Genomic DNA, 19,990 nt, shown 5'->3' with positions numbered 1-19,990 from the left:
TAAAAAAACCGGGCGACCTGAGAAGGCCGCCCGGTTTGTCTGATGCGGTTACAGATGCGATTCGGCGTATTCGGCCAGGATCGAGCGAGGCACCCCTTGCAGGGTGATGTGCACACCATTCGGGAAATCTTTGAAGCGTTCAGTCAGGTAGGTCAGCCCGGAGCTGGTCGCGGACAGGTAAGGGGTGTCGATCTGCGCCAGGTTGCCCAGGCACACCACTTTGGAACCGGCGCCGGCACGGGTGATGATGGTTTTCATCTGGTGCGGCGTAAGGTTCTGGCATTCATCGATCAAAATCAGGCTCTGCTGGAAGCTGCGACCCCGGATGTAGTTGAGGGATTTGAACTGCAACGGCACTTTGCTGAGGATGTAGTCGACGCTGCCATGGGTGTTTTCGTCATCCATGTGCAAGGCTTCGAGGTTGTCGGTGATGGCGCCCAGCCAAGGCTCCATTTTTTCCGCTTCGGTGCCAGGCAGGAAGCCGATTTCCTGGTCCAGGCCCTGCACGCTGCGGGTGGCGATGATCCGGCGATAGCGTTTGCTGACCATGGTCTGCTCGATCGCAGCGGCCAGGGCCAGGATGGTTTTACCCGAACCGGCCGCGCCAGACAGGTTGACCAGGTGAATGTCCGGATCAAGCAAGGCGTAGAGCGCCAGGCTCTGATAGATGTCGCGCGGTTTCAGGCCCCAGGCTTCCTGGTGCAACAGGGGTTCCTGATGCAGGTCGAGAATCAGCAGACGATCTTCTTCAATCTCCTTGATCCAGCCGACAAACCCTTGTTCGTCGATGATGAATTCATTGATGTGCACCGCCGGCAGGTTGTCGATCAGCTTCACTTGGTGCCAGGTGCGGCCGTGGTCCTGACGGGTTTCGACCTTGCTCACGAGGTCCCAGAAGGAGCCGGTCATGTTGTGGTAGCCGTTAGGCAGCAGCGAAACGTCGTCGACCAGTTGGTCGGTGCTGTAGTCCTCGGCCGCAATCCCGCACGCCCGGGCCTTGAGGCGCATGTTGATGTCTTTGGTCACCAGCACCACGGGCAATTTTGGCTCGCGTGCGTGCAGGTCGATCAACTGGTTGATGATGATGTTGTCGTTCAGGTGCTCGGGCAGAATGATGTTCGGCTCAGCGCGCTTGCTCATCAGAATTGACAGCAAACCCTTGGGCCCACTCTTGCCGCGCTGGATCGGCACACCGAGTTCGACGTCCTCGGGGCTGGCATCGCCCAGGGTCTTGTCGATCAGGCGGATCGCCTGACGGCATTCGGCCGCAACGCTGTGATGCCCGCTCTTGAGCTTGTCCAGCTCCTCAAGCACGGTCATCGGGATCGCAACGTGGTGTTCTTCGAAGTTAAGCAGGGCGTTTGGATCGTGAATCAATACGTTGGTATCGAGTACATAAAGGATTGGCTGGTTGGAAGAAGAACTACGTCCGTGATCATCCATACTCGGTCACCTTTGTGGGAGCCATTCGACGCAATACCGTGACAGTGCTGCGCCTCGAAGTGGCCACCGAATTCACCTGTTGGGACTCAAGTGAACTGCTCACAAATGGGTCTTGGAAGACGCCACCTGTGTTGCAGGTTTCGGCGGTCTGTCTTCGTAATACTCCAAAACCCATGACAGAAAAAAGTACTTTGACGTTTTTTTGAAGTTTATTTTTCAGAGTGACGAATAGCCCTTGGCGTGCAGGCATTGTGCCGTTAAAGTCGGAAGTCCGCCTGCATCGAAATTCCTTTCAAATTCGCCCCGCCCTGCCCTTTGCCCCAATGATTGCGGGCTTTTGCGTATTTCAGCGAAACGCTACCTGACAGTCCTCCCAACCGATCCCGCTTTGCGCCGTTTGGCCGATCAGCCAGGGCATCGAGGTTTTCACCGCGTCCTGCTTCACATTGAAATTGATCACGCCGTGACGCCACAACAGCATCAGCGTCAGCACTCGTTGGGCGCTCTGGCTGCCCTTGAGCTTGCCCGCGCCGTCCTGGGGATCGATGTCCCACAGCGCCACCTGCAAACCCTGCGACTCAAAGAAGCCCTGCGCATCGGAACGACGCTGGCCATCCGGCGGGCGGAACAGCGGCACATAGTTTTCCGGCAGTTTGCTCTTCACCAGTTCGGCGCTGCGTTTGACCGAGTCCTGCCAGTCTTGCCAATGGCTGTGGGAGCGGAACTCCCAGCCCTGCACGCCGAGGCATTGCTGTGAATACATTGCTTGCAGACTGGCCACTGACCCGTCGGCCAGACGCGCCTGGACGTCCTTGCCGAGCACGAAGAACGTGCCGTTGATGTTCGACTTGCGCAGGTACTCGGCGACCCACCCGGTGTTGTCCGGAATGGCATTGGCCGCGCTGTCGAAGGTCAGCAGAAACAGCCGGTCATGCATCTCGTCGCCGTTGCGTTCATAGTCGCCGAAACGATCGACTTCGCTGCTGGTTTGCGGAAACAGCGCGGCTTTGCGCAATTGCTCATCTAGATACTGGGCATGGAACAGGCGGCTCGGCTCCGACCACTTGATATAGAAGCTGTCGTCACTGACCTGGAACTTGGCCGCTTGCTCGCGCAGGGTCGGCAGGTCTTCAACCAGGAAGCAGAACGACGCATCCTGATCGCAGCTCTGCTGGGCGAAGTTGTAGTTGGTCAGCAGGCGTTGCCACATCCGCTCGCGCAGGCTGTTGACCGCGTCCAGATTGATCGTGCGCAGGCCCAGGCGTCGTGCCAGGCTGACTTCATCCAGGGACTCGCTGGCCAGCAGGACGCGGGCGAACATGAGGATTTCGGCGCGCGACGCGACGTCGAACAGCGTCGGGCTGGTGAGTTGTTCCGGCCAGGTGCCGCGATCGAGCGTCGCCACATCGCCAGGCGCCGCCAGGGCACCGAAGCTCAAGAGCCAGGCCGAGAATAAAAAAACGATACGCAAAGGGATGTCTCCATAACAAAACCCGCGCGGCACTATATATCGCGATATCGCAGTGGGGCTAAAAGATCGCAGCCTCGTTTCACTCGACAGCTCCTACACAGCACCTACAAATCCGATTTCACGCCAATCTCGCGCCAACTCGGTCCGTAGGAGCTGTCGAGCGCAGCGAGGCTGCGATCTTGTTCCATGACACCACCGATCACCTATGACACCCATAGCTGGAGTCAACACGAACAACCCCCTAGAATCGCCCCACGATTAAAGGAGACGACTTCATGCTGATGGTGATTTCCCCCGCCAAGACCCTCGATTACGAAACACCGCCGGCCACCCAGCGTTTCACCCAGCCGCAATACCTGGACCATTCCCAGGAGCTGATCATGCAGTTGCGCGACCTCACGCCGGCGCAGATCAGCGAGTTGATGCACGTCTCCGACAAGATCGGCGGGCTCAACGCCGCGCGTTTCGGCAGCTGGACACCCGCGTTCACCCCGGAAAACGCCAAGCAGGCGCTGCTGGCCTTCAAGGGTGATGTATACACCGGCCTGAATGCCCAAACCTTCAGCGAAGCCGATTTCGATTACGCCCAGCAGCATTTGCGCATGCTCTCCGGTCTGTATGGCCTGCTGCGCCCGCTCGACCTGATGCAGCCTTATCGGCTGGAGATGGGCACCAAACTGGCGAATGCCCGTGGCAAGGACCTGTATGCCTTCTGGGGCACGCGGATCAGCGAATGGCTGAACGAAGCGCTGGCCGACCAAGGTGACGACGTGCTGCTGAACCTGGCCTCCAACGAGTACTTCTCGGCGGTCAAACGCAGCGCCTTGAACGCGCGCATCATCAATACCGAGTTCAAGGACCTGAAGAACGGTCAGTACAAAATCATCAGCTTCTACGCGAAGAAAGCGCGCGGGATGATGAGCCGGTTCGTTATCGAAGAACGCATCAACAACCCGGACGCTCTCAAACAGTTTGATATCCAGGGTTATCGTTACAGTACCGAACAGTCCAAACCGGACAACTTGGTATTCCTGCGCGATCACACTCCCGAGTAACGCACTCCTACAGCGCACGACCGTCGGTCGTGCGCACTGTTTAATCGTCCGACAATTCCCCGCCTGTTTCGCCATTCTCTTGGCGCCAAAAATACATCATCCAACTTCCTAACTTTTCTTTCACTCGACATTCATGATTTTTTTCAGTAGTGGCACCGAAAATTTTTATCGGTAGTGGCACATACACATCCAATTCAATAATTACCCTATATATAAAGGGCGAAACGGCAAGTGCTATCAATCTGAAAGCAGTGCCATCTTTTTCAATATTTCAGGAAATTTCAGGATTCGCGATGGGCGGACAGGAACTATGTCCAAATGCGTCGCTCATACCACCGGTAACTATTTTCCTTAAGCTTGTAGGAAATAACTTACGCAGAGACGACAACCATGTAGCGAAGTTGTCACACGAACTTCCGCTTAATGGCCTCTGATTCGGGCAGTACCGATAGGACAGGAGATACGCACCATTACTATCCCCTATACGGCCAAGGCAGCGCCCCTATAAACGTGCTCCTCCGAGCACCCAACCGCTTGATTTACGGGCCCTCAGCCTGACATCGAGCGCGCATGACCTTTGCACGATTGTCCTCTGAACAGGGGGCAGGATGCATAACAGGGCATACATAATAATAAGGCCTAGTTGCGCACATCTTGAGTGCACTTATTTAGTCACTCGGAACTTTGTTTGCCTGCACGCTGCATTGTGGCGCCTGTAAGCACGCACTTGCGAGTGCACTACGACCGCTGAACACCATTAACTCCGGCCATTTAATGGCTTGATAATTACAGAGGTAAATGCGATGCGCATCAGCATATTTGGTTTGGGTTACGTCGGTGCAGTATGTGCCGGTTGCCTGTCTGCACGTGGCCATGACGTCATTGGCGTCGATGTTGCCAAAGACAAGATCGATATGATCAACGCCGGCAAATCGCCCATCGTTGAACCGGGTCTGGGTGAACTTCTGCAGAAGGGTATCGAGACGGGCAAACTGCGCGGCACGACCAACTTCGCCGAAGCGATTCGTGACACCGACCTGTCGATGATCTGCGTCGGTACGCCAAGCAAGAAGAACGGCGACCTGGAACTGAACTACATCGAAGCCGTGTGCCGCGAGATCGGTTTTGTCCTGCGTGACAAGACCACCCGCCACACCATCGTGGTTCGCAGCACCGTTTTGCCGGGCACGGTCGCAAACGTTGTCATCCCGATTCTCGAAGACTGCTCGGGCAAGAAAGCCGGCGTCGACTTCGGCGTGGCGGTCAACCCTGAATTCCTGCGTGAAAGCACCGCGATCGCCGACTACGACTTGCCACCGATGACCGTCATCGGCGAGTTCGACAAGGCCAGCGGCGACGTGCTGCAAGCCCTGTACGAAGAACTCGACGCGCCGATCATCCGCAAGGACATCGCCGTCGCCGAGATGATCAAGTACACCTGCAACGTGTGGCACGCCACCAAGGTGACCTTCGCCAACGAGATCGGCAACATCGCCAAGGCTGTCGGCGTCGATGGTCGTGAAGTGATGGAAGTGGTCTGCCAGGACAAAACCCTGAACCTGTCGCAGTACTACATGCGCCCAGGCTTCGCGTTCGGCGGCTCTTGCCTGCCGAAAGACGTGCGTGCACTGACCTTCCGTGCCGGTTCCCTGGACGTCGATGCGCCGCTGCTCAACTCGCTGATGCGCAGCAACGTGTCGCAAGTGCAGAACGCCTTCGACATCGTGTCCAGCCACGACAAACGCAAAGTCGCCCTGCTCGGCTTGAGCTTCAAGGCCGGCACCGATGACCTGCGCGAAAGCCCGTTGGTTGATCTGGCGGAAATGCTGATCGGCAAGGGTTACGACCTGAGCATCTACGACAGCAACGTCGAGTACGCCCGTGTCCACGGCGCGAACAAGGACTACATCGAGTCGAAGATCCCGCACGTTTCGTCGCTGCTCAACTCCGACTTCGACGATGTGATCAACAACTCCGACGTGATCATCCTCGGTAACCGTGACGAGAAATTCCGCGCCTTGGCGGAACAGGCTCCACACGGCAAGCAAGTGATCGACCTGGTTGGCTTCATGTCCCAAGCCACCAGCGTTAAAGATCGCACCGAAGGTATCTGCTGGTAACAAGCAGCCCTCTGTAGGAGCCAGGCTTGCCGGCGAACCAGACGACGTGATGTGTCAGGTACGCCGTGTTCGCGGGCAAGCCTCGCGCCTACGGGTCCGAGGGAATTGACCTGGTTTTTTCGCCTGCCTTAACCCCATCGGGCCACCCCACAGGCTCGCCCGAGATAGAGACGGATGCAGATTATGCACAGGCTAAAGCACGGCCTTTTACAGGCCGCCGGTTGGCTGTTTTACCTAAGTTTATTGATGGGCATCGCCATGGCGTTGCCTTCGTCCACGTTCGACTCCGAGTCGAAGGACTTTATTTTCCTGATCGGTTTCATCGGGATCTGGCGTTACTCGATGGGTGCCACGCACTTTCTGCGCGGCATGCTGTTCCTGTACGTGGTCTACCCGCACCTGCGGCGCAAAGTGCGCAAGCTGGGTAAAGCGGCAGACCCGTCGCATGTGTACCTGATGGTCACCAGTTTCCGTATCGACGCCCTGACCACCGCCCAGGTTTATGCCTCGGTGATTCGCGAAGCGATCGACTGCGGCCTGCCGACCACCATGGTCTGCTCCATCGTGGAAATGTCCGATGAGAAGCTGGTGAAAAGCCTGTGGACCAAAATGAATCCACCGGCTCGCGTCAAGCTCGACTTCGTGCGCATTCCCGGCACCGGCAAGCGCGATGGCCTGGCCTACGGTTTCCGCGCCATCTCCCGCCACTTGCCGGATGACCGCGCAGTGGTTGCAGTGATCGATGGCGACACCGTGCTCGCTCCTGGCGTCGTGCTCAAGACCGTGCCGTGGTTCCAGCTGTTCGGCAATGTCGGCGGCCTGACCACCAACGAGTTCTGCGAAGTACGCGGCGGCTACGTCATGGCTGAGTGGCACAAACTGCGCTTCGCCCAGCGCCACATCAACATGTGCTCGATGGCCTTGTCCAAACGCGTCCTGACCATGACCGGCCGGATGTCGGTGTTCCGCGCAACCGTGGTGACCGACCCGGACTTCATCGCCGACGTGGAAAGCGACTCGCTGCAACACTGGCGCCTGGGCCGCTTCAAGTTCCTGACCGGTGACGACAAGTCGAGCTGGTTCAGCCTGATGCGCCTGGGTTACGACACTTTCTACGTACCGGACGCAGCGATCCACACCGTGGAACACCCGCCGGAAAAAAGCTTCATCAAGGCCAGCCGCAAACTGATGTTCCGCTGGTACGGCAACAACCTGCGTCAGAACTCCCGTGCCCTGGGCCTGGGGATGAAACGCCTCGGCCTGTTTACCTCGGTAGTGCTGTTCGACCAACGCGTGTCGATGTGGACTTCGTTGCTCGGCCTGACCGTAGCGATCATCGCCAGCTTCAAGTACGGCGGCGCGTTCATCCTCGCTTACCTGCTGTGGATCGGCATCACCCGCCTGATTCTGACCCTGCTGTTGTCTTGCTCCGGTCACCGAATCGGTCCTGCCTACCCGATGATTCTCTATTACAACCAGATCGTCGGCGCGCTGGTGAAGATCTATGTGTTCTTCCGCCTCGACCAACAATCCTGGACTCGCCAGGACACCAAATTGACCCGTGATCTCGCCAGCTTTCAACGTTGGTTCAACACCTGGTCGTCTCGGACCATGACCTTCTCCGCCGGCAGCGTTTTCGTCGCCGTGCTGCTGATGATGGTCTGACCGCCCCCTTATTGAATTAACCAGGAAATTGCCCCTATGAATACCGCCGTCAATGCCAACGTAGTGCACGAATCCGAAGCCCAGCGCCAACACGCCCGAGTGAAAATCCCGGCCAAGCTGCGTTTCTTCGGTCCAGACCGTACGCCGGTCGATGCCCGGGTCCTCGACCTGTCCGCTGGCGGCCTGGCGTTCAACGCCGGTCAACTGCCGCTGAAGATCGGCGACGTGCACAAGGCTCGCCTGCAATTCGTCATCGATAACCTCGGCCTGGCCATGGACGTGGAGTTGCAGATCCGCTCCTTCGATCGCCAGACCGGTCGCGCCGGTTGCCAGTTCCAGAACCTGGAAGCGCAAGACATCTCGACCCTGCGTCACCTGATCACCTCTCACCTGTCCGGCGACATCGTCAGCATGGGTGAAGTACTGGCGACCCTGCAGCGCGACAACTTCACCAAGGCGCGCAAGGTCAAGGATGGCGGCCACGGCATGACCCCGTTCGGTCGTCTGCGTGCGGTGACCTTCAGCTTCGCGATTTTCCTGGTCGGCCTCGCGGCGTTCGGCTTCATTTTCAAGTCGGTGTACAGCATGTACTTCGTCAGCCACGCCCAGGCCGGCATCGTCAGCGTACCGGGCATGAACATCACCATGCCGCGCGACGGCACCGTGCAGAGCCTGATCAAAGACGACGGCATTGCCGCCAAAGGCGCACCGCTGGCGACCTTCAGCACCAGCATGCTCGACGTACTCAAGGGCCATCTGGACGAAGACCAGTTGCAACCGGCCAAGGTTGAAGAACTGTTCGGCAAGCAAATGACCGGCACCCTGACTTCGCCGTGCGATTGCACCGTAGCGCAGCAACTGGTCGGCAACGGTCAGTACGCCAGCAAGGGCGACGTGATCTTCAATCTGGTGCCGCGTAACAGCGAAGCCAACATCGACGCGCGCTTCACTTATCGCCAGTTCGCCGACGTGCGTCCAGGCGCGCCAGTGACCTTCGAAATCGCCGGCGAAGACAAGGTCCGCACCGGCAAGATCGTCAGCAGCACCAGCCTGAAAAGCGCCGACCTGTCCTCCGACATCCGCGTACAGATCAAGCCTGACGAGCCGCTGGACACCACCTTCGCCGGTCGCCCGGTGGAAGTGAACAGCGATCGTGGCCCGAGCTTGAACTGGCTGATCGACAAAGCCATGGCCGCCGGTATTTAAGTCGAGGACATGCCTGTGACGATTATCAGTCTCCTGAAAACACCGCAAACCTTGTGGGAGCGGGCTTGCTCGCGAAGGGATCAGCGCGGTCTGCCTGATGCACCGCAGCGCCTGCTTCGCGAGCAAGCCCGCTCCCACATGGGTTTTGCATTCTGCTCGCTGGCCCTGGCAGTCAGCCTCAGCGGTTGCGCCGGCCTGCCCGACCAACGCCTGGCGAACGAAGCCCTGAAGCGCGGCGACACCGCGCTGGCGCAGCAGAACTACCAGCAACTGGCAGACCTGGGTTACAGCGAGGCCCAAGTGGGCCTGGCCGATATCCAGGTCGACAGCCGTGACCCGGCGCAGATGAAACAGGCCGAGGCGACTTACCGCGCCGCGGTCGGCGTTTCGCCGCGAGCCCAGGCTCGCCTCGGTCGCCTGCTGGTAGCCAAGCCCGGTTCTACTGAAGCCGAACAGCACGAAGCCGAAGGCCTGTTGAAAAAAGCCTCGGCCAATGGCGAAGGCAATACGCTGATCCCGCTGGCGATGCTGTACCTGCAATACCCGCACAGTTTCCCGAACATCAACGCCCAGCAGCAGATCAGCCAATGGCGCGCCGAAGGCAAACCGGAAGCAGGCCTGGCCCAAGTGCTGCTGTATCGCACCCAAGGCACTTACGACCAGCACCTGGATGAAGTCGAATCCATCTGCAAAGCCGCGTTGAACACCACCGACATCTGCTACGTCGAACTGGCCACGGTTTACCAGAAACAAGCCAAGCCAGAACAGACCGCCGAGCTGATCAAGCAGATGCAAGCCGCCCATGCACGCGGCACCGTTTCCGCTCAACGCGTGGACAGCGTCGCTCGCGTCCTCGGTGATGCGACCCTGGGCAAGACTGACGAGAAAACCGCGCAGTCGCTGCTCGAAGAAATCGCCCCTGGCTACCCTGCTTCCTGGGTCAGCCTGGCGCAATTGCTTTACGACTTTCCGGAACTCGGCGACGTCGACACGATGATGAAGTACCTGGACAACGGTCGCGCCGCCGATCAACCCCGCGCCGAACTGTTGCTGGGCAAGCTCTACTACGAAGGCAAATGGGTGCCGGCTGACGCCAAGGTCGCCGAAGAACACTTCCAGAAAGCCGTCGGCCGTGAAGTCGCCGCCGATTACTACCTCGGCCAGATCTACCGCCGTGGTTACCTGGGCAAGGTCTACTCGCAAAAAGCCCTGGATCACTTGCTGACCGCTGCGCGCAACGGCCAGAACAGCGCCGACTTCGCCATCGCCCAGCTGTTTTCCCAAGGCAAGGGCACCAAGCCCAACCCGGTCAACGCCTACGTCTTCAGCCAGTTGGCCAAGGCTCAGGACACCCCGCAAGCCAATGAGCTCGCGACAACACTCGAAGCCCAACTGCCGCCTGCCCAGCTCGCCGAGGCCCAACGCCTGTTGAAACAAGAACAGGCCGTTCGTGGTTCCTCGAGCCAGAACAAGCTGGATTTGCATGCCCTGCAAGAAGAAGACGGCGAGGAAACCCTATGAAGCTGAATCCATTCGTCAAGGCAGGTATTGGCCTGACATTCGCCCTGCTGTGGTCGTGTCCGACCCTGGCCGCGATGACCGATGCCAAGAACTACGGCCTCGAAGTTAAAGTCACCGGCCAGTCCGAAGATGACGCCGACCTCGGCACCGCCAAGGGCGGCGACGTCAATGGCCTGGGCCTCGACCTGCGTCCATGGGTCTACGGCGAACGCGGCGCGTGGAGCGCCTATGCAATGGGTCAGGCGGTGACGTCCACCGACATCATCGAAACCGACACCCTGCAACAGTCCGACAGCGACGGCACCCAGGCCACCGACAACGGTGATCGCAAGTCCAAGAAAAACTACTTGGCCATGCGCGAATTCTGGGTTGGCTACAGCGGCCTCACGCCTTACCCGGGCGAGATGCTCAAGCTCGGTCGCCAACGCCTGCGCAATGACGACGGCCAATGGCGCGACAGCAACATCGAAGCCCTGAACTGGACCTTCGACACCACCCTGTTGCGTGCCAACGCCGGTGTTGCCGAACGCTTCAGCGAATACCGCACCGACTTGAAAGAGCTGGCGCCAAAAGACAAGGATCGCCTGCACGCCTACGCCGATGCGGCGTATCAGTGGACCCCGGGCAACTGGGTCGGGATTCGCGGTCATCACACCCACGATGACGGCAAGCTCGACTACCCGGAACCGGGTGTGGCCGGCGATTCGCTGGACAAAAAACAGAATGGTGACATCAGCTGGCTCGGCCTTACCGCTGACAGCGATGCCTACAACTGGCGCAACACCAACACCGTCAACTACTGGGGCAGCATCACCGGTATGAGCGGCGACACCGACACAGTCAACGCGCTGAATGCCGACGGCACCCGCCCGACCGAAGCCAAGACCGGTGAAGACCTCAACGGCTGGGCTACCGATGTCGGCGTGCGTCTGCGCCTCGATCCGCAATGGCAAGTCGGTGCAGCGTATGCCCGCGCCAGCGCCGATTACGAACAGAACGGCCTGGAAAGCAACCGCTCGAACTACACCGGTACTCGCTCGCGGGTTCACCGTTTCGGCGAAGCCTTCCGTGGCGAAATGAACAACATGCAAACCGCGACCCTGTTCGGTTCGTGGATGCTCAACGACGAATACGACGCCAGCCTCGTGTACCACAAGTTCTGGCGCGTGGACGGCAGCAAACCGGTGGGCAGCAACGGTATCAACGCCGTCGAGAACAACACCGACGACGCCACCGGCGCGATCCTCTCCAGCACCTCGCTGCCGCTGCAGGATGGCAACAAGGACCTCGGTCAGGAAATGGACCTGGTGGTCACCAAGTACTTCAAGCAAGGGCTGTTGCCTGCCGCTTTGAGCCAGTCGATCGATGAGCCTTCGGCCCTGGTGCGTTTCCGTGGCGGTGTGTTCAAGCCCGGCGATGCCTATGGCAAAGAAGTCGATTCGTACATGCACCGCGCGTTTATCGACGTGATCTGGCGCTTCTGATGCGAGCCGCGAAAGGAGTGCCCGACATGACCTATCCGAAGAGAGGTTCGATCACGTTGCTGGCCGGTGCCATGCTGCTGGCCAGCTCGGTCGCCTTCGCCAATGCGGAGCCGGTTGCGCCTGCACAAAAAGGCCAGCCGGCCACCCTGGCCAAAGGACTGCAACAAGCCAAGACCTACACCGTCACCAGCGCACCGACTGCGCCGCTGGAGCTGGCCAAGCCGAAGCTGCCGGATACTTCCGGCTACACCGCCGAAGCCATCGCCGCGAAAATCGTGCGGACCAAACCGGGCAAGGTCAGCGTGCGCCGGATGATGCAGGAAGACGCCTTGAAGGACTTCATCGGCGGCGACAACAAGATGGCCGAGTGGGTAGTGCGTCAGCACGGCATCCCGCAGGCGATCTTCGTCGACGACGGCTACATGAACCTGAAAGACCTGGCCAAGAAAGAACCGAAGTACATCAGCGAAACCTCGCCGGGTGTTTACCTGGCGAAGTTGCCGATCGTGGTTGGCCGCAAGGGCATCCTCGAAATCGACCAGCAGACCCAGGAATTGCGCCTGTCCCAAGAGGCCGGTTCGTTCATGGTCAACGACGGCCAGTTGTTTGTGCGTGACACCAAGATCACCGGGTGGAGCGAGAAGGCCAATGGCCCGGCGCTGTTCAAGACGCCGAAGGAATTCCGTCCGTTCCTGCTGTCCTGGGGCGGCACCGAGACCTACATCGCCAACAGCAAGATCGCCAGTTTCGGCTACGCCAACAGTAAGTCCTACGGTGTGAGTATTTCCCAATACACGCCGAACATGGCCAAGGTGCTCAAGCGTTCTGAACCGACTGGCTGGATCGTCGGTTCCGAGTTCTCGGACATGTGGTACGGCTTCTACTGCTACGAAGCTCGCGACTTTGTGGTCAAGGGCAACACCTACAAAGACAACATCGTCTACGGCATTGACCCGCATGACCGCTCCCACGGTCTGATCATCGCGGACAACACCGTATACGGGACCAAGAAGAAGCACGGGATCATCATTTCCCGTGAGGTCAACGACAGCTTCATCTTCAACAACCGCAGCTACGACAACCACCTCTCGGGGCTGGTGATCGACCGTAACAGCGTGAACAACCTGATCGCCTACAACGAGATCTACAAGAACCACACCGACGGCATCACCCTCTACGAGAGTGGCGACAACCTGTTGTGGGGCAACAAGGTGATCAGCAACAAGCGCCACGGCATCCGGATTCGTAACAGCGTGAACATTCGCCTCTACGAAAACCTCGCCATGGCCAACGGCCTGACCGGTGTCTACGGGCACATCAAGGACCTGAGCGATACCGACCGGGACATCAAGCTCGACCCGTTCGACGCCCAGGTGTCGCTGATCGTGGTCGGTGGCGAACTGGCCGGCAATGGCAGCGGACCGCTGTCCATCGACTCGCCGCTGAGCGTCGAGTTGTACCGCGTGTCCATGCTCGCGCCGACCAAATCCAGTGGCATCAGCTTCAACGGGATTCTTGGCGAGCGCCAGGATGAAATTCTCGACCTGCTGGTACGCCAGCAGAAAGCCGTGCTGATCGACCCTGTCGAACGCCAGACCGAAATGCAGGACTGAGGATAATTTTATGCACCCACACTTGATCAAATTACTCAGCCTGTCGGGCCTGACACTCGGGATTCTCGCGGCCAGCGCTGGCGCCCGTGCCGACGATGCAACTGCCAGCGCAACCGCGCCGAAGTTCACCGCCGACCCGTGCTGCAACCTGTGCCCGGAAGCCCACGACGCGAAGAATTACACCACGCGCTATCAACAGAACTTCACCACGCTGGTGCAGGCCCAGGGTGATTGGTTGTTCCGTACGCAAGAAGACTTGCGCACCGAGTTCGACACCTCCCCTGCCGGCTACAAACGCATGAAAGAACTGCACGATGCGTTCAAGAGCAAAGGCGTGGAACTGGTGGTCGTCTACCAGCCGACCCGTGGCCTGGTGAACCGCAACAAGCTGAATCCGGAAGACAAGGCCAAGTACGATTTCGACAAGGCCCTGAAGAACTACAAGACCATGCTCGGCCGCTTCGCCGCCATGGGCTACACCGTGCCGGACCTGTCGCCGCTGACCAACGAGACGCTGCCCGACACCCTGCCGGCCCACGATTTCTACTTCCGCGGTGACCAACACTGGACGCCATACGGCGCACAGCGCACAGCGAAAATCGTTGGTGAGCAAATCAAGAAAATGCCGGCCTTCGCCGACGTGCCGAAGCGCGAGTTCGAGAGCCATAAGTCGGGTCGCATGGGCAAGACCGGAACATTACACAACATGGCCGGTCAACTCTGTGGCACTAGCTACGCGATCCAGTACATGGATCAGTTCACCACTGAGCCAAAAGGCGAAGCGGACGATGGCGACCTGTTCAGTGACTCCGGCAATCCGGAGATCACCCTGGTCGGCACCAGCCACAGTGGCAAGAACTACAACTTCGCCGGTTTCCTCGAAGAGGCTATCGGTGCCGACATCCTCAACGTGGCATTCCCTGGCGGTGGCCTGGAAGGTTCGATGCTGCAGTACCTGGGCAGCGAAGAGTTCCAGAAGAAACCGCCGAAAATCCTCATCTGGGAATTCTCGCCGCTCTATCGCCTCGACCAGGAAACCATCTACCGCCAGATGATGGCGCTGCTGGACAACGGTTGCGAAGGCAAGGAAACACAAATGACCGGTAGCACCACATTGAAGCCGGGCAAAAACGAATTAATGGTCAACAGCAAGAACCTGAACCTGCAAAACGGCAGTCACCAGGTCGACATCCAGTTCGCCGATGCGTCGGTGAAAGTCCTGCAAGCCACCCTCTGGTACATGAACGGTCGCCACGAGGACATCAAAATCGAAAAACCGGAAACCTCCGACACCGACGGGCGTTTTGCCTTTGAGTTGCGTACGGACGAAGACTGGGCCACGCAGAATCTGCTGGCCGTTGAAGTCCAGGGCCCTGAAGCGGGTGCCGCGCCACAAAAAGTCGAAGCGAAAATCTGCAAACGCAACGTGTTCTCCGGCAATGAGCAGCGCACCGCTCAAGCCGGACAATGAGGCTACCTCTTATGACATGCATGCAAACCCGAACTTTGAAAAAGTTGCTCGCTCCTTCCCTGCTGACGCTGGCGATGTTCGCCGGCGCCACCCAGGCCGCCGCGCCACTGCGTCCGCCCCAGGGTTACTTCGCGCCGATTGAAAAAGTCAAAACCGGCGACAACAGCGAAGGCTGTGACGCGATGCCGACGCCTTACACCGGCGCCCTGCAATTTCGCAGCAAATACGAAGGTTCCGACAAGGCCCGTTCGACCCTGAACGTGCAATCGGAAAAAGCCTTCCGCGACACCACCGCCGACATCACCAAACTGGAACGCGGCACCAGCAAGCGCGTCATGCAGTACATGCGTGACGGTCGCCCGGAACAACTCGAATGCACGCTCAACTGGCTGACGGCCTGGGCCAAGGCCGATGCCTTGATGTCCAAGGACTTCAACCACACCGGCAAATCGATGCGCAAATGGGCGTTGGGCAGCATGGCGTCGGCGTACATTCGCCTGAAGTTCTCCGACTCGCATCCGTTGGCCAATCACCAGCAAGAGTCGCAGTTGATCGAAGCCTGGTTCAGCAAAATGGCAGACCAGGTCGTCAGCGATTGGGACAACCTGCCGCTCGAGAAAACCAACAACCACTCGTACTGGTCCGCCTGGTCGGTGATGGCAACGTCCATCGCCACCAACCGCCGCGACCTGTTCGACTGGTCGGTGAAGGAATACAAAGTCGGCGCCAATCAGGTGGATGCCGATGGCTTCCTGCCGAACGAGTTGAAGCGCCAACAACGTGCCCTCTCCTATCACAACTACGCCCTGCCGCCACTGTCGATGATCGCCAGTTTTGCGTTGGTCAACGGTGTGGATTTGCGTCAGGAAAACAACGGCGCGCTGAAACGCCTGGGTGATCGAGTGCTGTCCGGTGTGAAAGATCCGGAGGAATTCGAGAAGAAGAACGGCAAGGAACAGGACATGAAAGACCTCAAGGTCGATTCGAAATTCGCCTGGCTTGAACCGTTCTGCACGCTCTACACCTGCTCGCCGGATGTACTGGCGCAGAAGCACAAGATGCAGCCGTTCAAAACCTTCCGCCTCGGTGGGGATTTGACCAAGGTCTACGACCCGGCCAATGAAAAAGGCAACAAGGGTTCTTAGGACAGATGCAATCCCCTGTGGGAGCGAGCCTGCTCGCGAATGCGGTCTGACATCCAATAAAGATGTCGACTGAAACACCGCTTTCGCGAGCAGGCTCGCTCCCACAATGAAGTGATGTTGCCCTCTAGATTTTCGTGGGGGGTTCGGGGGGGCCGTTGGCCCTTGACTGTTGGTTAAACATGGAGAGACCGGGATGGTATTTTCATCCAACGTATTCCTGTTTTTGTTCCTGCCGATCTTTCTCGGCATGTACTACTTGAGCGGAATACGCTATCGCAACCTGCTGCTGCTGATCGCCAGTTATGTGTTCTATGCCTGGTGGCGCGTCGACTTCCTTGCGCTGTTCGCCGCTGTCACGCTGTGGAACTACTGGATCGGCCTCAAAGTCGGCGCGGCAGGCGTTCGGACCAAACCGGCCCAACGCTGGTTGCTCCTGGGCGTGGCCGTCGACTTGTGCATTCTCGGCTACTTCAAGTACGCCAACTTCGGCGTCGACAGCATCAACGCGATGATGACTTCGGTCGGTCTGTCGCCGTTCATCCTGACCCACGTGCTGTTGCCGATCGGGATCTCGTTCTACATCTTCGAGTCCATCAGCTACATCATCGACGTCTACCGGGGCGATACCCCGGCAACCCGCAACCTGATTGACTTTGCTGCATTCGTGGCGATCTTCCCGCACCTGATTGCCGGCCCGGTCTTGCGTTTCCGCGACCTCGCCGACCAGTTCAACAACCGCACCCACACCCTCGACAAGTTCTCCGAGGGTGCCACGCGGTTCATGCAGGGTTTCATCAAGAAAGTGTTCATCGCCGACACCCTCGCGGTGGTGGCCGACCATTGCTTCGCCCTGCAAGCACCAACCACCGGTGACGCCTGGCTCGGCGCCCTGGCCTACACCGCGCAACTGTATTTCGACTTCTCCGGCTACAGCGACATGGCCATCGGCCTGGGCTTGATGATGGGTTTCCGCTTCATGGAAAACTTCAAGCAGCCGTACATCAGCCAGTCGATCACCGAGTTCTGGCGTCGCTGGCACATCAGCCTGTCCACCTGGTTGCGTGACTACCTGTACATCACGCTGGGCGGTAACCGCAAAGGCACGTTGATGACCTATCGCAACCTGTTCCTGACCATGCTGCTCGGTGGTCTGTGGCACGGCGCGAACATCACCTACATCGTCTGGGGTGCATGGCACGGCATGTGGCTGGCGATCGAGAAGGCCCTGGGCCTGAACACTTCGCCACGCAGCATCAACCCGATCCGCTGGGCACTGACCTTCCTGCTTGTCGTCATGGGCTGGGTGATCTTCCGCTCGGAAAACCTGCACGTTGCCGGTCGCATGTACGGCGCGATGTTCAGCTTCGGCGAATGGTCTTTGTCGGAACTCAACCAGGCCAGCCTGACCGGCCTGCAAGTCGCGACCCTGGTGGTGGCTTACATGACCCTGGCGTTCTTCGGCATCCGCGATTTCTACACCAATCGTCCGCCGGAAAAAACCAAGCCTGTGGTGAACGTCGAGGCCGATGGCCCGGCCACCGCAACGCCTGGAATGATCAAAGCCGTACCGGGCGATAACCCGGGCAGCATCCACCAGCCGGGTTACACCGTGGGCGTTGAAGCCACCGTGCAACCGGCCTACTGGTCCGCTGACTGGCCGCGCTACCTGATGCGCACGCTGGTGCTGGTGTTGTTCATTGCCTCGATTTTCAAACTCTCGGCGCAAAGCTTCTCGCCGTTCCTTTACTTCCAGTTCTGAGGGATCTGACCATGACCCGCTCATTACGCATCCTCTACATCGCCCTGTTCCTGGTGACGCTGTTGGTCCTGGGCCTGTGGTCCACGCGCAGCTTCTTCGGGTTCAGCACCAGCGCTGAAACCACGGTGCTGAATGGCCGTTGGACCAAAGCCGTGGAGACGCACTACGACGCCGAGTTCCCGATCAAGCGCCTGGGCACCAACCTCTGGGCCGCGCTGGATTTCAAACTGTTCAACGAAGGTCGTCCGGGCGTCGTGCTCGGTCGCGATCAGTGGTTGTACAGCGATGAAGAATTCAACCCGATCGTCAACGAAGAGCTGAACCTGCAAGGCAACTACGCGCTGGTCGAAGGCGTACGCCAGGAACTGAAAGCCAAAGGCGTGAAACTGGTCATGGCCATCGTGCCGGCCAAGACTCGCCTGTACCCGGAACACTTGGGCGAAGTGAAGCCTTCGAGCATTCACGCCAACCTCTATGAAGACTTCCACGCTCGTGTGGCAGCCGACAAGATTCTCGCCCCCGACCTGTACGGCCCGATGCTGAAAGCCAAGCTGGACGGTCAGCAAGTGTTCCTGCGCACCGACACCCACTGGACTCCGGAAGGCGCGCAAATCGCCGCCGAAACCCTGGCCAAGACCATTGCCGAGAAAACCCCGCTCAGCGGCGAACCGCAAAACTTCGTCACTGCCCCAGCGGAAAAAGTCACCCACAAAGGCGACCTGCGACTGTTCCTGCCGCTGGACCCGCTGTTCGAAAACATGATGCCGGCCACCGAGCCGCTGCAGAAGCGCAACACCGTGGCGGCTGATGACCAGCCTGCTGCTGACGACGCGCTGTTCGCCAACAACGAAGTGCCGGTGGCCCTGATCGGCACCAGCTACAGCGCCAACCCGAACTGGAACTTCGTCGGTGCGCTGAAACAAGCGCTGAAAAGCGACGTGGTCAATTACGCCGAAGACGGCCACGGCCCGATTCTGCCGATGCTCAGCTACCTGAAAAGCGATGCTTTCAAGAACAGCCCGCCACAGGTGCTGATCTGGGAGTTTCCTGAACGTTATCTGCCTGTGAACAACGAAATCGGTGACGCCGACCCGCAGTGGGTCGCAGAGCTCAAAGAAGCTGGCGTGCGCCAACAAAACGTAGCCGCAAACACTAAATCCGAGACGCCCGACCGGGCGCAAAACTGAAAGAGAGGTACACCATGACTTTCACTACTACTCCTCGCCGTCTCGCCAAGACCTTCGCACTCGTTGCAGGCATGAGCGTGTTGTCGATGTCCGCCTTCGCTGGCGACGCCGCACTCTATGGCCCGACCGCACCGAAAGGCTCGTCCTTCGTACGGATCTACAACGCCGGTAACGCTGAAGTCAGCGCCACCGTCGGCACCACCAACCTGAGCGATGTTGCGCCACTGGCCAGCAGCGACTTCAGCTTCATGCCGGGCGGCGACTACAGCGCCAAGGTCGGCAGCCAGACCCTGCCGGTCAAACTCGCCGGTGACCACTATTACACCTTGGTCAACAACGCCAGCGGCGCGCCACAACTGATCGAAGAGCCGCCGTTCAAGAACAAGCAGAAGTCCCTGGTTCGCGTACAGAACCTGAGCGACAAGGCCCTGACCCTGAAAACCGCCGATGGCAAGACCGAAGTGGTTCCGTCGGTAGCGGCCAAGGGTCGTGGCGAGCGTGAAATCAACCCGGTGAAAGTCAGCCTGGCCCTGTATGACGGCGCCACCAAAGTCGGCGACGTGAAACCGGTTGCCCTGGAACGCGGTGAAGCGGCCGTGCTGTACGTCACCGGCAAAGGCAGCAGCCTGTCGCCAGTGTGGGTGAAACGTCCGGTTTCGACGCGCTAATAATTTTTCTGGATTGAACCGTTTCCATGTGGGAGCGGGCTTGCTCGCGAAAGCGGTCTGACATCCACCCATGATGTCGACTGATACACCGCCTTCGCGAGCAAGCCCGCTCCCACAGTGGACCGAGGTGTCATCCGGATACGGAACAAGAACAAGAGTGAAACGACAGAACGCAGTAGCTC

14 protein-coding genes are annotated in these 19,990 nt (G+C 59.0%); 12 read left to right on the top strand and 2 right to left on the bottom strand.

All coding sequences use genetic code 11. From position 1 onward, the window contains the following. Nucleotides 1-48 precede the first annotated feature (48 nt). Both LOY68_RS05270 and LOY68_RS05265 read right to left on the bottom strand, forming a co-directional pair. Complete coding sequence (locus LOY68_RS05270) at nucleotides 49-1,443, bottom strand: PhoH family protein (protein WP_123405490.1); 1,395 nt, start codon at nucleotides 1,441-1,443, stop codon at nucleotides 49-51. A 346-nt stretch (nucleotides 1,444-1,789) separates the two neighbouring features. Next, entirely contained in the window at nucleotides 1,790-2,914 is a 1,125-nt protein-coding gene (locus LOY68_RS05265; RefSeq protein ID WP_265043380.1) for a polysaccharide deacetylase family protein, read from the bottom strand. A gap of 275 nt (nucleotides 2,915-3,189) precedes the next feature. Here LOY68_RS05265 and yaaA point away from each other — a divergent pair, with 275 nt between their 5' ends. The 12 genes from yaaA to LOY68_RS05205 all read left to right on the top strand — a co-directional run bounded on the left by yaaA (nucleotide 3,190) and on the right by LOY68_RS05205 (nucleotide 19,808). Then, a complete protein-coding gene (gene yaaA, locus LOY68_RS05260; protein WP_163908572.1) occupies nucleotides 3,190-3,969 on the top strand; it encodes a peroxide stress protein YaaA in 780 nt (259 codons plus the stop codon). Nucleotides 3,970-4,772: 803 nt separating this feature from the next. Next, nucleotides 4,773-6,089 carry a nucleotide sugar dehydrogenase gene (locus LOY68_RS05255; RefSeq protein ID WP_163908570.1) on the top strand — a complete coding sequence of 439 codons (1,317 nt, stop codon included), beginning with the start codon at nucleotides 4,773-4,775 and terminating at the stop codon, nucleotides 6,087-6,089. Between the two features lie 183 nt (nucleotides 6,090-6,272). Next, nucleotides 6,273-7,754 (top strand): mannuronan synthase, encoded by a 1,482-nt coding sequence (gene alg8, locus LOY68_RS05250; protein WP_413787172.1) that lies wholly within the window; start codon nucleotides 6,273-6,275, stop codon nucleotides 7,752-7,754. Between the two features lie 36 nt (nucleotides 7,755-7,790). Beyond that, nucleotides 7,791-8,960 (top strand): alginate biosynthesis protein Alg44, encoded by a 1,170-nt coding sequence (locus LOY68_RS05245; RefSeq protein WP_265043378.1) that lies wholly within the window; start codon nucleotides 7,791-7,793, stop codon nucleotides 8,958-8,960. Nucleotides 8,961-8,975: 15 nt separating this feature from the next. Then, nucleotides 8,976-10,481, top strand: coding sequence for an alginate biosynthesis TPR repeat lipoprotein AlgK (gene algK, locus LOY68_RS05240; RefSeq protein ID WP_163908564.1), 1,506 nt, complete (start codon nucleotides 8,976-8,978; stop codon nucleotides 10,479-10,481). Further along, nucleotides 10,478-11,965 carry an alginate export family protein gene (locus LOY68_RS05235; protein WP_265043376.1) on the top strand — a complete coding sequence of 496 codons (1,488 nt, stop codon included), beginning with the start codon at nucleotides 10,478-10,480 and terminating at the stop codon, nucleotides 11,963-11,965. The genes algK and LOY68_RS05235 overlap by 4 nt, the downstream gene beginning before the upstream one ends. 26 nt (nucleotides 11,966-11,991) lie before the next feature. Then, nucleotides 11,992-13,578, top strand: coding sequence for a mannuronan 5-epimerase AlgG (algG, locus tag LOY68_RS05230; RefSeq protein WP_163908560.1), 1,587 nt, complete (start codon nucleotides 11,992-11,994; stop codon nucleotides 13,576-13,578). A 10-nt stretch (nucleotides 13,579-13,588) separates the two neighbouring features. Continuing rightward, on the top strand, nucleotides 13,589-15,049 hold the full coding sequence (locus LOY68_RS05225) for an alginate O-acetyltransferase (RefSeq protein WP_054049730.1): 1,461 nt from the start codon (nucleotides 13,589-13,591) through the stop codon (nucleotides 15,047-15,049). 11 nt (nucleotides 15,050-15,060) lie between these two features. Continuing rightward, nucleotides 15,061-16,194, top strand: a complete 1,134-nt coding sequence (locus tag LOY68_RS05220) for a mannuronate-specific alginate lyase (RefSeq protein ID WP_082356679.1) — start codon at nucleotides 15,061-15,063, stop codon at nucleotides 16,192-16,194. 193 nt (nucleotides 16,195-16,387) lie between these two features. Beyond that, nucleotides 16,388-17,953 carry an MBOAT family O-acyltransferase gene (locus LOY68_RS05215; protein ID WP_054049733.1) on the top strand — a complete coding sequence of 522 codons (1,566 nt, stop codon included), beginning with the start codon at nucleotides 16,388-16,390 and terminating at the stop codon, nucleotides 17,951-17,953. A gap of 11 nt (nucleotides 17,954-17,964) precedes the next feature. After that, nucleotides 17,965-19,140, top strand: a complete 1,176-nt coding sequence (locus LOY68_RS05210) for an alginate O-acetyltransferase (protein WP_163908554.1) — start codon at nucleotides 17,965-17,967, stop codon at nucleotides 19,138-19,140. A gap of 14 nt (nucleotides 19,141-19,154) precedes the next feature. Next, complete coding sequence (locus LOY68_RS05205; protein ID WP_054049737.1) at nucleotides 19,155-19,808, top strand: alginate O-acetyltransferase AlgF; 654 nt, start codon at nucleotides 19,155-19,157, stop codon at nucleotides 19,806-19,808. Nucleotides 19,809-19,990 lie beyond the last annotated feature (182 nt).

It is taken from the genome of Pseudomonas sp. B21-053 (genome assembly GCF_026016365.1).
Classification (GTDB): domain Bacteria; phylum Pseudomonadota; class Gammaproteobacteria; order Pseudomonadales; family Pseudomonadaceae; genus Aquipseudomonas; species Aquipseudomonas nunensis.
The sequence above is the reverse complement of the archived record's forward strand: the minus strand, read 5'-3'. Positions and strand labels throughout refer to the sequence as shown.

What these genes read in the sequence shown, in the direction of transcription:
- LOY68_RS05270 (WP_123405490.1), bottom strand. Translation starts at nt 1,443, where the DNA reads ATGGATGATCACGGACGTAGTTCTTCTTCCAACCAGCCAATCCTTTAT.
- yaaA (WP_163908572.1), top strand. Translation starts at nt 3,190, where the DNA reads ATGCTGATGGTGATTTCCCCCGCCAAGACCCTCGATTACGAAACACCG.
- LOY68_RS05255 (WP_163908570.1), top strand. Translation starts at nt 4,773, where the DNA reads ATGCGCATCAGCATATTTGGTTTGGGTTACGTCGGTGCAGTATGTGCC.
- alg8 (WP_413787172.1), top strand. Translation starts at nt 6,273, where the DNA reads ATGCACAGGCTAAAGCACGGCCTTTTACAGGCCGCCGGTTGGCTGTTT.
- LOY68_RS05245 (WP_265043378.1), top strand. Translation starts at nt 7,791, where the DNA reads ATGAATACCGCCGTCAATGCCAACGTAGTGCACGAATCCGAAGCCCAG.
- LOY68_RS05235 (WP_265043376.1), top strand. Translation starts at nt 10,478, where the DNA reads ATGAAGCTGAATCCATTCGTCAAGGCAGGTATTGGCCTGACATTCGCC.
- algG (WP_163908560.1), top strand. Translation starts at nt 11,992, where the DNA reads ATGACCTATCCGAAGAGAGGTTCGATCACGTTGCTGGCCGGTGCCATG.
- LOY68_RS05225 (WP_054049730.1), top strand. Translation starts at nt 13,589, where the DNA reads ATGCACCCACACTTGATCAAATTACTCAGCCTGTCGGGCCTGACACTC.
- LOY68_RS05220 (WP_082356679.1), top strand. Translation starts at nt 15,061, where the DNA reads ATGACATGCATGCAAACCCGAACTTTGAAAAAGTTGCTCGCTCCTTCC.
- LOY68_RS05215 (WP_054049733.1), top strand. Translation starts at nt 16,388, where the DNA reads ATGGTATTTTCATCCAACGTATTCCTGTTTTTGTTCCTGCCGATCTTT.
- LOY68_RS05210 (WP_163908554.1), top strand. Translation starts at nt 17,965, where the DNA reads ATGACCCGCTCATTACGCATCCTCTACATCGCCCTGTTCCTGGTGACG.
- LOY68_RS05205 (WP_054049737.1), top strand. Translation starts at nt 19,155, where the DNA reads ATGACTTTCACTACTACTCCTCGCCGTCTCGCCAAGACCTTCGCACTC.